Here is a 15,273-nt window from a genome sequence, read left to right as displayed (position 1 = left end):
GTAACGTCCTCGGGCGCTGCTGGCTGCCGCCCCCCTGCGCTAGACGTTGTGCTAGACGTTGTACCCCAGGATCCTGGGCAACCACAGGGCGATCTCTGGGAAAATCGCCACCAACGCCAATGCCGATGCCATGGCCGCGACAAAGATCAGCGCCCAGCCGACGGTCTGTTCGAGTCGTACCTTGGCGACCTCAGTGGTCACCATCAAATTGACCGCCACGGGTGGCGTGAACTGGCCGATGGCAATATTCATGGCCAGCAGAATGCCGAACCAGACAGGGTTCCAGCCAAAGTGCTGCATCACCGGAATCAGGATCGGCATCATGATCAGATAGATCGAAATGGCATCCAGCAACATGCCCGCCGCCAGCACAGCAAGCATGATCAGTACCAGCAGCAAGGCACCGTTGTCAGACAGACCGATGACCCATTCGGCAAGGTGGCGGAAGGTTCCCAGCATGGTGCCTGACCAGGCGAAGATACCCGCCAGCGCGATGATCAGCATGACCACGCCGGACACGATGGCAGCCTCACCCATCAGCCCCCAGAGGTCCTTCAGGGACAGCTCGCGGGTCACCACCAGGCCAACAATGACACCATAGGCGACGGCGACCACCGCAGCCTCGGTGGGGGTAAACAACCCACTGCGCAGCCCTCCTAGAATGATGACCGGCGCGAACAGCGCGGGCAGCGCCTCCCGAAAGCTCTTGCCGATCGGCGGGCGCTCGACGTCGCAGGGGTCTTCCCAGCCATAGTGGCGTGACAGCCACAGCGCCGGTATCAGCAACGAGGCGCCAGCCAGCACGCCAGGAAACAGCCCCGCCGCAAACAGCGCTCGAAGATCCACCCCAGGCACCACAATGGAGTAGAGAATCAAGGCCACCGAAGGCGGAATCAGAATGGCGGTGGAGGCGGATGACGCAATCAAGGTCGCCGAAAACGGTCGTGGATAGCCTGCTCGGGTCATGCTGGGCAGCATCACCATGGCCACAGCGGCAGCATCCGCCGGACCGGAGCCGCTCATGCCTCCCATGATCATGCACACCACCACCGCAACCACCGCCAGCCCACCGTGTCGTGGACCCACCAGGGCCTGCGCGAAGCGCACCAGCCGAGCCGCGACACCGGCGCGCTCGAAGATGAGGCCGGTCAGGATAAACAGCGGAATCGCAATCAGCGGATACTTTGCCACGCTGTTGTAGGTATTGGTGCCCAGGGTCGCCAGCATCGCCGGTGATAGCCCCGTGATAATGCCTACGGCGCCAGACAGGCCGAGCGAGAACGCCACCGGCACCCCGGCCACCAGCAGCAGCAGAAAGGCCGCCAGCATCCAAAGATCAGGTGTCATCGCGGCTCTCCCCTCGCAGGCGCTCGACGCAGGCTTGAACCTGGCGCAGCAGCATCAGGGCAGACAATAGCGGCAGCCATATCAGGTACCACCACTGCGGTAAACCAAGCCCAGGAGACAGGGACTGCCACTGGTACTCCTGCCAGGTCATCACTCCGCTGAACCAGGTGATCATGCCTAGCACGACCACCCCGCAGCATCCCTGGAACAGGATCAGCACGCGTTGACCTGCTGCTGGCAGCTTGCGCTCCAGCAGCCCGATACGAATATGGCGATGGCGTCGCAACGCCACGGATGCGCCGGCAAAGGTCAGGATCACCAGCAAGAAGACAGAAAACTCCTCGGTAAACGCAAAGGAGCCTCCCGTGATGTAGCGCACTACCACGTTGACCAGGCTAATCACGCCAATGATCAGGATCGCCAGGGTAGCGAGGATACGCTCGAGTCGAGCATCAGGACGTTTCATTGGAACGGTACGTCGGTCGGGGTGAGGACAACGCCGGCCCTCCCGCAGGATAGGCCGGCATGGCAGTCCACCTGTCACACCAGCGGCGCGACAAGGGACAGCGGAGGAGGCTTCAGCGAGACTCGATGGCGCTGCGGGCAGCGTCCACCAGGTCCTCCCCAATCCTCGGCACCCACTTGTCGTAGACGCTTTCCGTCGCGGTAACGAAGGCCTGATGCTGGTCGTCGGTCAGGTCGGTGACGGTGACACCACGCTCCTGAATGGCCGCCAGACGCTCGCTCTCCTGCTCCCGGGTCATCGCCACTTCCCAGGCTCCAGCCTCCACCGCGGTATCCCTCAGCAGCGCTTTTTCGTCATCCGACAGGGTGCCCCAGACTTGCTGGTTGGCAGCAAAGATCAGCGGATCATTCATGTAATTCCACAGCGTCACATGCTCTTGGCCCACCTGGTCGATACGCGCCACATCAAACACCGACAGCGGGTTCTCCTGACCGTCTACCGCCCCCGTGGTCAGGGCAGGCTTGGCGTCCGCCCAGCTCATCTGCGTCGGGTTGGCGCCCAGGGCAGTGAAGGTGTCCTGGAACAGCGGCGATCCGACCACGCGGATCTTCAAGCCTTCGAGATCACCCGGTTCGTCGATGACACCGCGAGAGTTGGACAGCTGACGAAAGCCATTCTCCCCCCATGCCAGGGGCACCACACCACGGGACTCGATCGCCTGGAACACCAGCTCGCCAGCCTCTCCGGTGGTCACGGCATCGACCGCTTGCTCATCCGGCATCAGAAACGGCAACGAGAACAGGTTGAGCTCAGGCACCTGGGGCGACCAGTTGATGGTCGAGCCAACGGCCAGATCGATCAGGCCGGAGCGCATGGCGGAAAACTCACGGGTCTGGTCACCGCTGACCAGCTGGGAGTTGGGGAAGACCCGCAGCGTCAGCTCGCCATCGGATCGTTCCTCCACCAGGTCGGCCCATTTCTGCGCCGCCTGGCCCCAGGGGAAGGCATCGGATAGCACCGTGGAGACCTTGAGCTCACGCGCCTCGGCATCCGCCGAGACACCCAGACTACCAAGCACCAGAGCGGCGCCAACCAAGGTGAGGGAACAACGAGCGGGCGCTCGAAGGCCAAACAGAGAAGACATGACGTGTCCTTGCGTTGATGCTCCCTTGGCGGCACGCGGCAAGCGCGGAGAAGCGACAGCTCGGCCGACTGGGAGTCGATTATGGAGATAGGCGAACAACATGGGTCCTGACCGCTGTTCAATATGCCTGCAAACCATAATCCACCACAAGAGGAAAGCCTTCGGTCTCGCACCGGCATGAGCGGAAACGGAGAGGCAGCCACCTCCTTCACCCACCTCGAACATGCACACATCTTCCTGCCAAAAATGTATACAAACTCATTGACCTGTCGCTGGCCATCGGAAAAGCTGATCTAGGTGTTTACGGAAATATTTTCCATTAGATGCATGACGACAACCACAATGACAACGAGGACTCTCATGCGACAGCTGCCCTATTGCCTTGCCGCCTTGACGGCAACCGCGCTGAGCCTTCCGGCCCAGGCCGCTCTCTATAGCACGACCAAGGTCGAAGCCCTCTATGGCTGGGACTATGAGGACCAGGCCGATGCCGGCTTCGGTATCGACAACCGCCGCCACGGTATCCTGACGATCGCCAATGCGAGCGGCTGGACCTATGCCGACAGCTTCTTCTTCGCCGACTTCACCAACTACGACCGGGGCACCGAGGAAGAACAGGACTACGGCAGCACCCATGCGGAATTCAACGTGAGGGGAAACATCGGCAAGGTGCTCGGACAGGATCTGTCCTTCGGCCCCGTGAGCAACGTTTACCTGAACGGCCAGATCGACCTGGACCGCAACTCCGCCACCCGCAAGACCACTCATATGGTGGGGCTTGGCGTGGATCTCGACGTGCCGGGCTTTCGCTTCTTCAAGGTACAGGCCATGTATCGCGACGATGACAGCGACAAGGCCGACGGCAGTTCGGAGCAGCTGACGCTGGCCTGGAACCGACCATTTCAGCTGTGGCACGAGAACTTCAGCTTCGAAGGGTTCATGGACATCACCTCCGAGGAAGGTGATCTGGAGTCCCAGGTGCTGGCACAGCCTCAGCTGATCTGGCACGCCACCGAGCATGTCGGCCTGGGTCTCGAATACCAATACTGGCACAACAAGTTCGGCCTGAAGGACACCGACGAATCCCTGCCGCAGGCACTGGTACGCTGGACCTTCTAGGCATCTGCTGGGCTTCCCCCGTCATCGCCCCCTTCGGCCGGACGGGGGGCTCTGCTATCCTGCTGGCTTTGCCAACAAGGATTTCCAGTGCCTCTACGTGACCTTCTTCTCGGGCTCTGCGTCATCGTCATTTGGGCGTTGAACATCATCGTCATCAAGCTTGGAGTCACCGACATGCCTCCTCTGCTGCTGACCACCCTGAGACTGGCACTGGTCGCCGCCCTGCTGGTGCCCTTTCATCCGGTGTCACGACACCAATTGCCCTTCCTGCTGCTACTGTCCGTCACCTTCGGGGTAATGAACTTTGCCCTGCTGATCATTGGCCTGTCCCAAGCGGAAGCCGGTACCGGCGCCCTGCTGGTACAGATGGGCACGCCCTTCGCCACGCTACTGGCCGTGATCTTCCTGAAAGAACGCCTGGGCATCAAACGTCTGGTGGGCCTGCTGCTGTCCTTCGGCGGGATTGCGGTATTGGCGGGCGGCCCCAGCCTGCCCGCGCCGCTGCCAACAGCGTTGCTGTTGCTCAGCGCACTGGGCTGGGCCGTCTCGCAGCTGCTGATCAAGCTGGGACCTTCGGTGTCGCCCATGGCGATGGCTGGCTGGATTGCCCTGTTTGCCACTCCCCAGCTGGCCTTGGCCTCCTGGTGGTTCGAGGACCATCACCTGCAGGCGATGCTGGACGCCGGGGTCAAGGGATGGGGCGCGGTGCTCTACACCGCGTTGATGTCATCCATCCTGGCATACGGCATCTGGTTTGGGCTGGTCAGACGTCACGCCGTCAACCGCGTGGTACCACTGACCTTGCTGGTACCGGTGCTGGCGGTGGTGCTGGGCATCCTGCTGCTGGACGATAGCGTCGACCCCTTCAAGCTAGGCGGCGGCGGTATGGTCGTGGCCGGGGTCGCCCTGATCGTCATCCGCTTCACACCGCGCCGCCGGGCGGACAGCCGCACGTCAACCACCTAGCCCTGGCAGGTTCCCTCACTCCCCGGCCAGCTGACGCAGTCGCCGGGGCCAACGCCCAAGGCGTCAAAGGTGCCGGCCCGAACTTCCAGCGCCGCATGATATCGCTCGGCGGGACGCGTGGTCGGGCAACCAGAGGCGCTTCCCTCGCAGGGGGCCATGCGACGCACTTCCTGAATTCGGCCATCGGCACCAATGAAGGCAATATCCAACGGCAGCAAGGTTTGATACATCCAGAAGCCGTTGTGCACGCCCTGGGGGCTCTGGTAGAGGAACAGCATGCCGGCATCGTCTGCCAGCTGCTCCCTGCCCATCAAGCCCTGATTGCGCTCCTTTGCGTCGTCAGCCACTTCTACCGTGAATCGGGTCGGGCCCTGGGCCCCATGGATCACCAGGGTCACCGTCTCCAGACCTGGCGCATTGGCAAGAGCCTGTGACAGCAACCCAGTGGAGGACAGGGCCACCGGCGTCAACGCCAGCGACGCCAGGAAACGACGGCGGGAAAGAGTCATGCAGGCCTCCAATCAAGGGCTATCGTCATCGCGTGAGGATGGCAGCATATCTGCTTGCATGACATGGATACCAGCGGCAAGCAGCGACACCCTGACCCAGCCGCCCTTCACCAGACCATTGCGGCGCGCCGCATGGGTCGCGATGTCGAAGCGCAATGGCTGCGGTTCATGAGGGACCCTGAGGGTGACCGAGCTCTGCCCTCCCAACACCAGCAGCTCGTCGACCCGGGCTGTCACCAGGTTTTCGCGAATGCCGCGGGAGGGACGATCACTTCGTTGCAGCACAATATCAGATGCCGGCAGATACCAGGTCAGGTGACTGCCCACCGGATAGGCGTCCAGCCCCTGAGCCACTTCAAGACACCACTCACCCCAGCTGAGCCTGAGCCCTTGGGAGGTCGCCACCACGCGCCCCGAAAACACATTGGGGCGATCGAGCAGCCTGGCTACGGCTGGGCTGGCTGGCCGCCGAAACAGTGCTTCAGGCGCCCCCTGCTGCAAGGAGCGTCCCGCGTGGAGGACACACAGGCGATCCGCCAGCGCGCTGGCTTCATTGAGATCATGGGTGACCAGCACGATAGGAATGCTGAGCCGCTCGCGCAGTTGCACCAGCTCGCGCTGCAAGCGCCGACGAGTGACCTGATCGACCGCCGAAAACGGCTCATCGAGCAGCAGCACCTTGGGCTCCCGAGCCAAGGCCCTGGCCAGCGCCACACGCTGGCGTTGGCCGCCGGACAGCTGCCGCGGCAAACGCCGCTCCAACCCCTCGAGATTGACCCTTTCCAGCCAGTCAGCGGCTCGACGTCGGCGCTCGCTGCGTGGCAGGTGCCCCATGGCGGTGGCAATGTTGTCCGCTGCATCAAGGTGAGGAAACAGGGCATAGTCCTGAAACACCATCCCCACTCGCCGTTGCTGGGGCGACCAGTCATGGCCTTGATCCGCGGCGTACCAGGTCTCCTGCCCGCAGCTGACCCGGCCACGGGCGGGAGCGTAGAGTCCGGCGATGGCTCTGAGCAGGGTCGATTTGCCGCTGCCCGAGGGACCTACCAGGGCCAGTAGCTCGCCCGGCCGGCAGTGGAATTCGGCATCCAGCGGAATCGGTCCGGGCTGGGACAGCTTGACCACCAGCCCTTCCCCTTGCTGGCCCGCCGGACGCTCAGCCAACGTCATCGCTCAGCCTGCCAGCGATGACGCGCAGACAGCCCATAGACCACTGCGATGGTAATGAACGAGATCGCCAACAGCAACGCGGACATCCAGCCTGCGGCGGACTCATCGAAGGCCTGCACATGGTCGTAGATAGAAATAGCCAAGGTACGCGTTTCCCCGTCGATCGCCCCTCCCACCATCAGGATGACCCCGAATTCACCGAGAGTATGTGCAAAGGTCAGCGCCAGGGCCGACACCACCCCCGGCATCACCAGCGGCAGCTCGATAGACAGGAAGGTACGCCATGGCGATAGACCGCTGCACCAGGCGGCCTCTCTCAGATGATCCGGTAACGCTTCGAAGGCGCGCTGGATGGGCTGCACGGCAAACGGAATATTGACGATCAGCGAGGCTAGCAGAATACCGCTGAAGGAGAAGTTCAAGCTGGTCCCGGCCAATCTCTGCCAAACGCCGCCCAGGGGAGCATCAGCACTGAAGGCCAGCATGAGATAGAACCCCATCACGGTGGGAGGCATGACCAGCGGCAACGCGACCAGTGACTCTGGCAGTACTTTCCAGCGAGTGCGGCTCTGCGCCAGGCGCCGCCCCAGCCAGAGCGCTGGAAGCAACAGCCCCGCACTGGTCAGCACGGCCAACTTGAGGGAAACGATCAGCGCCGGTGCATCCATGGGCCATCACCTGCCATCAGCCGGTGAGCCGAACCCCTCGGCTTCAAGCACGGAGATGGCCTCAGCACTTTGCAGGAACTGATAGAACGCGGTAGCACCCGGCCCCGCTTCCTTGAGCAGCACCATGCGCTGCACGATGGGAGCGTGCCAGGAGGCGGGTATCAAGCGCCAACTGGCACGCTTGGCCAGTGCCGGCGCCTTGACCAGAGAGTAGGCGGCGAAGCCTCCTTGAGCCTCCGCCGAGAGCGCGAACTGGGCGGCCTGGGCGACGTTTTCTCCCATCAGTCGCAGCGGCTCGCTGGCGTCCCACAACCCCTCGCGAGTGAGTACCTGCTGTGCAGCCATGCCGTAGGGAGCATGGCGCGGATTGGCCATCGCAATACGCCGTACAGCGTCACCGCGTTCGCGCGCCTCGATGGCCTGGCGCACCCCCGCCAACGGCGCCTGTTCAGACGGCAGCGGGTGATCGGCGCGCTGCAGCCAGACCAGACGCCCATGGGCATACACCTGGCCTGGCTGCTCGGCGAACCCAGACTGCTCCAGCTCCAGCGCCCGGCGTTCGTCAGCCGACAGAAATAGTGAGAAGGGAGCCCCCTGCTCGATCTGGCGCTTGAGATTCCCGGAGGCGCCGTAGGTCACCACGACCTGCACAGGCTCTGCGGGATCGGCATCCGCCCTCTCGGCAAACCTCTCCACCAGTCGCGGCATGACGAATTGCAGAGATGACGCCGCAGCGACATTGACCCGCTCCGCCAGCGCAGGAGGGGCGAAGGCGCAGAGCAGCAAGGACAAGGCGGTCAGGATAGCGCGCATGGTGCAGAAGACTCACGTGGCAGTAGGGTCAAGCGATGACTCAGGCATCCCCGGCAAGTATCGACCTGAGATCGATGCGGCTGTCTCTCGGGCCGAGATCCAGCAACGACTGAAGGCTATCCAGGTGGAGCTCGACATCGCGGCGGCAGGCCTCGCCATCGCCCTCACGCAGATGGCTCAGCAGCCGCGTGTGATCGCCCTCCAGGTAGCAGCTGCCGACGCCCTGCCGCTTGTACAGGGCAATGACGATCGATGTCCGTAGGATCAGATCTGTCAGCATCGCCCCCAGCACCCGATTGGGAGAATGCTCCGCCAGCAGGTGATGAATCGCCAAGGAATGTTCGATCCGCGTCGGTTCGTCACTGGCAAGAAACGCCTCCCGCTCCCGGTCGATACGGTCCTCAAGCTGGACCAGCGCCGGAGCCTCCAGTGTGCCGGCGGTCAGCGCAGCCACCTCACCCTCGACCAATCGGCGCGCCGCAAAGGTCTGCCGCGTTTCATCCACATCCGGCGCTCTGACTCGGGCCACTTGGTTGGGGCGCTGATCTACCACGTGTTCTGAGGCCAACCGCGTCAACGCCTTGCGCACCACCGAACGACTGACACCAAATACGTCGCCCAATGTCACCTCAGGCAGGCGGGTCCCCGGAGGCAGCCGTTGGGTCAACACCGCTCGGCGCACCTGGCGCACGATATCGCCATCACTGATCCGTCCACCGGACTTGATCTCGGCCATCACCTCTTGCTGCCAGGCGTTGCTCATTGCTGCCTACCCATTATCGCGGAAAGCTTGACCTTCTCATGTTTTCCCCTATTGCACCACAGAAGAGGCATGTCATGTATACACCGGAAGAGGCAGATCAGACGACAGCGCCCGGTCCATACGGACCGGGCGCCATGCTGACTCGACAATGATCTCGAGTATTACCTAGCAAGCGGCCATCAGCTGCTGACATGCCCCTCGTTGACGTCGAGAATCTTGAGGGTGTTGGTGCCACCATGAGCATTCATGTGGTCGCCGCGGGTCAGGATGACGTGGTCGCCAGGAGCCGCCACGCCATGCTTGACCAGCCGCTCGAGGGCTCGATCATTGAGCTCCGCTGCGGTCATGTCACTGGTATCGAAGGGCAGTGAAATGACGCCGCGATACAGCGCCATACGACGCTGGGCGATCGGGTTGTGCGCCAGACCGACGATGGGCAGACCTGAACGAATGCGCGAGGCGATCAACGGCGTGTAGCCGGTGGACGTCATGCAGGCAATCGCCGCCACTCCGGACAAGTGGTTGGCCGCATACATGGCAGACAGGGCGATGGTTTCATCGATCCGCTCGAAGCCTTCATGGATGCGGTGGCCGGATTCCTGAGCGATGCGCTCACGTTCAGCACCAAGACAGACACGGTGCATGGCCTCGATCGTCTCGACCGGATAGTCCCCTGCCGCCGTTTCGGCGGAGAGCATGACCGCATCGGTGGCATCCAGCACCGCGTTGGCCACGTCGAAGACCTCTGCGCGCGTCGGCAACGGCGACTCGATCATCGACTCCATCATCTGTGTCGCAGTGATCACGGCGCGGTTATGGCTACGCGCATGCTTGATGATGCGCTTCTGGGTGCCGATCAGCTTTTCGTCACCGATTTCCACCCCAAGGTCACCACGGGCCACCATGACCGCCTCGCTGGCCTCGATAATGCCGTCCAGGGTCTCGTCATTCGCCACCGCCTCGGCACGCTCAAGCTTGGCGACCAGCCCGATCTCGGCGCCGGCGTCACCCAACAGGCGACGCGCCTCGAGCATGTCCTCTGCGGTCCGTGGGAACGACACGGCCAGGTAATCCACGCCGATATCGATGGCGGTCTTGAGGTCCTGCTTGTCCTTGTCGGTAAGCGCCGGCGCCGACAGCCCGCCGCCCTGCTTGTTGATTCCCTTGTTGTTGGACAACTTGCCGCCCACGACAACCTGGGTGTGGATCTGGCTACCCTCGACACGCTGAACATCCAGCACGACGCGGCCATCGTCCAGTAGCAGGCGATCACCCGAAGCAACGTCCTCAGCCAGCTCCTTGTAATCGCAGCCAACCCGGGCAGCGTCGCCGGACTGAGCATCCAGCGCCACATCGATCACGAAGCTCGCACCCTCTTCCAGGGTGACGGCACCATCGGCGAAACGGGCGATGCGAATCTTGGGCCCCTGCAGATCGCCCAGTGCCGCGACACTGCGCCCAAGCTTGTCGGCAATCGCTCTGACTTCCGTCAGTCGACGGCGGTGATCGTCGGCGCTGCCATGGGAAAAGTTGAGGCGAACCACGTCGACACCCGCTCGCAGCATCTCTTCCAGGACCCCCTCACGATCACTGGCGGGCCCGAGGGTGGCAACGATCTTGGTACGACGTACGGGGGTATGCGGGAATTGGCTCATGCTGTCCTCGACGGGTTCGAAAATGACGCAAGCAGGTCGGGCGGATCATCACAGAACGTGACGCGCGACCGAGTTCTGTAATTTTACTACAAGGAATATGTCAAAGCGACTACCGCCGCTGACAGGCCACCCCATCTCGCCAACCCTTTGTTGAAAATCAACAAATACTGACGACGGCTAGATCGAAAGGGTAGTGCAACGGCTCAGCGTCTGGGCTACCCCCTCTGGCAAAGGCACCATCCTGTAATTTAACTACAGATAAACCACCGACCAACGGCAAACCATCCATGTGCATGCCCTGTCAGAAGGCGTGTTCACGACAGTCTAACTAGCTCTGCGCGAGAGTCTCAAATCACGAAGGGGGCCCAGCCATTCACCTGGGGCTCTTCTGTAGGGCGATTCTATACAGCCAGGCATCGGTGGCTCCTCTGTATAGCCAGGCATCGGTGGCTCCTCTATACAGCCAGGCCTCGGTGGCTCCTCTATATCGCCAGGCCTCACACGTTCAGCTCTGGCATCCTCAGGCTGCCTGGAGTGAAGCGAGCCGGCAAGCCCCTCTGAATAGGCACTCTGCAGCACCAAAAAGGCCCACCGACAGGCACACAATGGAGGGGGACCCCGTCGGCGAGCAAGGGTCGCAGACGCGACCCAGCAGGCAATAGCGGTGCACGACTTGCCAGGAATGCGGTAGAACTCTCCAGGAGGCCCATGGATGCTGTAGAGATGTCCAGGTGCTTCCCCGGCAACGTCTTGAGTCAGCGTGGCGCTGCCCCAGGACGTATCGACAACGCCATCACCTGCTTGGCAGGGAGCAGTCACGCCCCTGTCATTTCCAAGCGTCAGCCGTGATACCACGGCCTCGGCTGACGCTATTGGCCAATGTCGTGACTCGCCAATGCCTCCAGGGCACGCACGATGCCAGCATGGTCCCACTCCGATCCGCCCAGCGCAGCACAGGATTGAAACAGCTGGGCGGCATTGGCGGTTCCTGGCAGGGCCAGGTTGAGGCCTCTGGCTCCTTCCAAGGCCAGGTTCAGATCTTTCTGATGCAAGCGGATGCGGAAACCGGGGTCAAATGTCCGGTCGATCATCCGCTGCCCATGCACGTCGAGAATCTTCGATTGCGCCAATCCGCCCAGCAGTGCTTCCCGCACCTTGCTGACGTCGGCACCTGCCTTGGAAGCGAACAACAGCCCTTCGGACACCGCCTCGATCGTCAGTGCCACCACGATCTGGTTGGCGACCTTGCAGGTCTGCCCAGCCCCGTGGCCGCCAATCCGCGTAATGGTCTTGCCCATAATCTCAAGTAGCGGCAGGGCTCTCTCGAAGCCTTCCTGGGTCGCCCCCACCATGATGGTCAGGGCGGCATTGATGGCACCTCCCTCGCCCCCGGACACCGGGGCATCGACGTACTCGCCGCCGGCCTCATGAATCCTGCGGGCAAATTCCTGGGTAGCCAGAGGGGCAATCGAACTCATGTCGATGACCAGCGTGCCTGGCTTGAGCCCGTGTACCACGCCCTGCTCCCCGAACAGCACCTCCTCGACGTCCGGGGTATCGGGCACCATGGTGATGATGACGTCACTGACCTGGGCCACGGCGTCAGGACTGTCGAGCTCCTGCATGCCCTTCTCGGCCAAGGCGGCAGCAAGCGTACCCCGCTTGACCGTGGTCAGTTCGTGTCCCGCGTCCAGCAGGTGCCCTGCCATGGGGCGTCCCATGATCCCCAACCCGATAAAACCGATCTTGCTCATTGTTATGCTCCTCGTGGTGCCTTGTAACTCTGTGGCGATCGCGACATCCGGCAACGTCGATGCTGCATGTCGCAATGCTGTGCTGACTGACGCGACGCCCTACTTGGTGGCAATCGCTCTGACGCTATCGAGCCAGCCAAGCCCCTCCTGGGTCGTAGTGGCTGGCTTGTACTCGCATCCGATCCAGCCGCGATAGCCGATGTGATCAAGGTGCTGGAACAGGAAGGGATAGTGGATTTCTCCTGTGCCCGGCTCGTGGCGCCCCGGATTGTCCGCCAGCTGCACGTGAGCAATACGCGACAGGTGACGCTCCATGGTCGGTGCCAGGTCCCCTTCCATGATTTGCATGTGGTAGATGTCGTACTGCAGCTTCAGGTTGTCGCTGGCGACTTCGTCGAACAGCGCCAGCGCCTGCTCCGTGTGATGCAGGAAGAAGCCTGGAATATCGCGAGTATTGATAGGCTCGGCCAGCAGCAGAATGCCGGCTGTCTCGAGCCTGCCCGCGGCATAACGCAGATTGTCGACCAGGGTCCGCTGTGCCTGCGCCTGACTGACGCCCTCTGGCACGATGCCCGCCAGGCAGTTGACCTGGCGGCAGCCCAGGGCCGTCGCGTACTCAATCGCGGTGTCGACGCCCGCGCGAAACTCCTCGATGCGCTCCGGATGACAGGCAATCCCGCGCTCCCCCGCCTCCCAGTCGCCGGCTGGTAGGTTATGCAGCACCTGCACCAGGCCATGGGCCTGCAGTCGCTGCTTGATCTCTGCGGCGGAGTAGTCATAGGGGAAGAGGTACTCGACCCCTTGAAAACCCGCCTTCGCGGCTGCCTCAAATCGATCGAGGAAAGGCAACTCGGTAAACAGCATGCTCAGGTTGGCGGCAAACTTGGCCATGTGGTGCTCCTCTTGGACGTCAAGATGTTCTTTTGTGACCCGCGCCCAGCCAACAACTGGCGTGACGCGGCGTCGACACGTGGTTTCCGGTCAAGTGAAGGCGTGTCACGTCAAGGCAGCGATCGAGCTTGGCGCATCCTCGAGGTTCTCGGCCAAGGCTTCGAACTCATTGATGCCGGCAATATCTGTGCCCATCGCGATATTCGTGACGCGCTCAAGGATGATCTCGACAACGACCGGCACGCGGTGCTCTCGGGCCAGTTGGCGGGCGCGCTCCAGGGCTGGCCCGATCTCGTCAGGCGTGGTGACCCGCAGCGCCTTGCAGCCCAGCCCTTCCACCACGGTCACGTGGTCGACGCCGTAGCCGTTGATCTCTTCGCAGTTGATGTTCTCGAACGACAGCTGGACGCAGTAGTCCATGTCAAAGCCGCGCTGAGCCTGGCGAATCAATCCGAGATAGGCGTTGTTCACCAGAACATGCACATAGGGCAGGTGGAACTGGGCACCTACTGCCAACTCCTCGATCATGAACTGGAAGTCATAGTCACCAGACAGCGCGACCACCTCGGCGTCAGGATCTGCCCGGCATACGCCCAAGGCTGCTGGAATCGTCCAGCCCAACGGACCTGCCTGACCGCAGTTGATCCAGTGACGAGGCTTGTAGACGTGCAAGAATTGGGCGCCAGCAATCTGCGACAGTCCGATGGTAGTGACGTACCGCGTGTCACGGCCGAACACCTTGTTCATTTCCTCGTAGACCCGCTGGGGCTTGACTGGCACATCATCGAAATGGGTCTTTCGCAGCATGGTCTGCTTGCGCTGCTGACAAGCCGCCACCCAGCTGCTGCGCTCCTTCAGGCGGCCTTCCTTGGCCCAGTCCCGGGCAATCTCGATCATGGTCACGAGGGCCGCCTTGGCGTCGGACACGATGCCGTAGTCAGGGCCAAAGATACGGCCAATCTGAGTGGGCTCGATGTCGATATGGACGAAGGTTCGTCCCTCGGTATAGGTCTCGAGATTACCGGTATGCCGGTTGGCCCAGCGATTGCCGACCCCCATGACAAAGTCCGACTCGAGCAGGGTCGCATTGCCATAACGGTGGGAGGTTTGCAGCCCCACCATGCCCGCCATCAAGGGATGATCGTCTGGCAGCACTCCCCACCCCATCAGGGTCGGAATGACCGGAATACCCAGCAATTCGGCCAAGGTCTGCAGCTCGCTCGCGGCATCAGCATTGATGACACCTCCCCCGGCCACCAACAGGGGGCGCTCGGCAGCATTGAGCATCTCCAGCGCCTTTTCACACTGGACACGACTGGCCCTCGGCTTGTAGGCCGGCAGGGGTTCATAGGTGTCAGGATCAAATTCGATCTCGGTGAGCTGCACATCGATCGGCAGATCGATCAGGACCGGCCCTGGGCGTGACGAACGCATCAACTGGAATGCCTGCTGGAACGCCCGCGGTACCTGGGCCGCCTCCCGAACCGTGACAGCCCACTTGGTGACGGGACCGGCAATGGCCTGGATATCTACCGCCTGAAAATCCTCTTTATGCAGCTTGGCGACAGGTGCCTGACCCGTGATGCAAAGAATGGGGATCGAGTCGGCAGACGCCGAATACAGCCCGGTGATCATGTCCGTGCCCGCAGGGCCCGACGTGCCGATGCAGACGCCGATATTGCCTGGCTGGGCCCGCGTGTAGCCCTCTGCCATATGCGAGGCACCTTCCACATGCCGTGCCAGCACATGATCGATGCCGCCCACCCGCCGCATCGCGGCGTAAAACGGGTTGATGGCCGCACCAGGAAGACCAAAAGCGACGTCGATTCCTTCCTTGAGCAATACGTGAACAGCAGCATCCGCAGCGGTCATGCGAGTCATGGAACACCTCCAGGCATCAAATTGTATACATTGTTGCGACGCAATAAAGGACAATTCTATTTTTTTGGAATTTCTTTCCATTATGTTTAGCAGGCCGACACCATCGCTGCAAATGTATTTGGAATTA

At 62.1% G+C, this 15,273-nt stretch carries 14 protein-coding genes; 2 read left to right on the top strand and 12 right to left on the bottom strand.

Annotated features, from left to right (window positions below):
- Positions 1-51 precede the first annotated feature (51 nt).
- From KUV45_RS13000 to KUV45_RS12990, 3 genes are all read right to left on the bottom strand, one after another.
- Entirely contained in the window at positions 52-1,347 is a 1,296-nt protein-coding gene (locus KUV45_RS13000; RefSeq protein ID WP_222161730.1) for a TRAP transporter large permease, read from the bottom strand.
- Complete coding sequence (locus tag KUV45_RS12995) at positions 1,337-1,813, bottom strand: TRAP transporter small permease (RefSeq protein WP_206939811.1); 477 nt, start codon at positions 1,811-1,813, stop codon at positions 1,337-1,339. Before KUV45_RS12995 ends, KUV45_RS13000 begins: the two co-directional genes overlap by 11 nt.
- Positions 1,814-1,925: 112 nt before the next feature.
- Positions 1,926-2,957: a DctP family TRAP transporter solute-binding subunit gene (locus tag KUV45_RS12990; protein ID WP_374107036.1), complete on the bottom strand. Its 1,032-nt coding sequence runs from the start codon at positions 2,955-2,957 to the stop codon at positions 1,926-1,928.
- 360 nt (positions 2,958-3,317) lie between these two features.
- Between KUV45_RS12990 and KUV45_RS12985 the strand changes: the two genes are divergently transcribed.
- Positions 3,318-4,076: an outer membrane protein OmpK gene (locus KUV45_RS12985; RefSeq protein WP_222161729.1), complete on the top strand. Its 759-nt coding sequence runs from the start codon at positions 3,318-3,320 to the stop codon at positions 4,074-4,076.
- 87 nt (positions 4,077-4,163) lie between these two features.
- Positions 4,164-5,042 (top strand): DMT family transporter, encoded by an 879-nt coding sequence (locus KUV45_RS12980; protein WP_222161728.1) that lies wholly within the window; start codon positions 4,164-4,166, stop codon positions 5,040-5,042.
- Here KUV45_RS12980 and KUV45_RS12975 read toward each other — a convergent pair.
- The 9 genes from KUV45_RS12975 to gcl all read right to left on the bottom strand — a co-directional run bounded on the left by KUV45_RS12975 (position 5,039) and on the right by gcl (position 15,146).
- Positions 5,039-5,551: a DUF192 domain-containing protein gene (locus KUV45_RS12975; RefSeq protein WP_222161727.1), complete on the bottom strand. Its 513-nt coding sequence runs from the start codon at positions 5,549-5,551 to the stop codon at positions 5,039-5,041. The genes KUV45_RS12980 and KUV45_RS12975 overlap by 4 nt on opposite strands.
- Before the next feature lie 12 nt (positions 5,552-5,563).
- Positions 5,564-6,721 (bottom strand): ABC transporter ATP-binding protein, encoded by a 1,158-nt coding sequence (locus KUV45_RS12970; protein ID WP_222161726.1) that lies wholly within the window; start codon positions 6,719-6,721, stop codon positions 5,564-5,566.
- Positions 6,718-7,389 (bottom strand): molybdate ABC transporter permease subunit, encoded by a 672-nt coding sequence (modB, locus tag KUV45_RS12965; protein ID WP_222161725.1) that lies wholly within the window; start codon positions 7,387-7,389, stop codon positions 6,718-6,720. Before modB ends, KUV45_RS12970 begins: the two co-directional genes overlap by 4 nt.
- A 6-nt stretch (positions 7,390-7,395) precedes the next feature.
- Positions 7,396-8,202, bottom strand: coding sequence for a molybdate ABC transporter substrate-binding protein (gene modA, locus KUV45_RS12960; RefSeq protein ID WP_206939827.1), 807 nt, complete (start codon positions 8,200-8,202; stop codon positions 7,396-7,398).
- Positions 8,203-8,242: 40 nt separating this feature from the next.
- Positions 8,243-8,965 carry a GntR family transcriptional regulator gene (locus KUV45_RS12955; RefSeq protein ID WP_206939828.1) on the bottom strand — a complete coding sequence of 241 codons (723 nt, stop codon included), beginning with the start codon at positions 8,963-8,965 and terminating at the stop codon, positions 8,243-8,245.
- Positions 8,966-9,144: 179 nt separating this feature from the next.
- On the bottom strand, positions 9,145-10,620 hold the full coding sequence (gene pyk / locus KUV45_RS12950; RefSeq protein ID WP_206939830.1) for a pyruvate kinase: 1,476 nt from the start codon (positions 10,618-10,620) through the stop codon (positions 9,145-9,147).
- 869 nt (positions 10,621-11,489) lie between these two features.
- Positions 11,490-12,413, bottom strand: a complete 924-nt coding sequence (locus KUV45_RS12945; RefSeq protein WP_308126718.1) for a 2-hydroxy-3-oxopropionate reductase — start codon at positions 12,411-12,413, stop codon at positions 11,490-11,492.
- A gap of 60 nt (positions 12,414-12,473) precedes the next feature.
- Positions 12,474-13,265: a hydroxypyruvate isomerase gene (hyi, locus tag KUV45_RS12940; RefSeq protein ID WP_222161724.1), complete on the bottom strand. Its 792-nt coding sequence runs from the start codon at positions 13,263-13,265 to the stop codon at positions 12,474-12,476.
- 105 nt (positions 13,266-13,370) lie between these two features.
- Complete coding sequence (gene gcl, locus KUV45_RS12935) at positions 13,371-15,146, bottom strand: glyoxylate carboligase (protein WP_222161723.1); 1,776 nt, start codon at positions 15,144-15,146, stop codon at positions 13,371-13,373.
- Positions 15,147-15,273 lie beyond the last annotated feature (127 nt).

Origin of the sequence: Halomonas sp. DP3Y7-2 (assembly GCF_019800795.1) — a bacterium.
Taxonomy (GTDB): domain Bacteria; phylum Pseudomonadota; class Gammaproteobacteria; order Pseudomonadales; family Halomonadaceae; genus Halomonas; species Halomonas litopenaei_A.
This window is presented reverse-complemented; position numbering and strand designations above follow the sequence as displayed.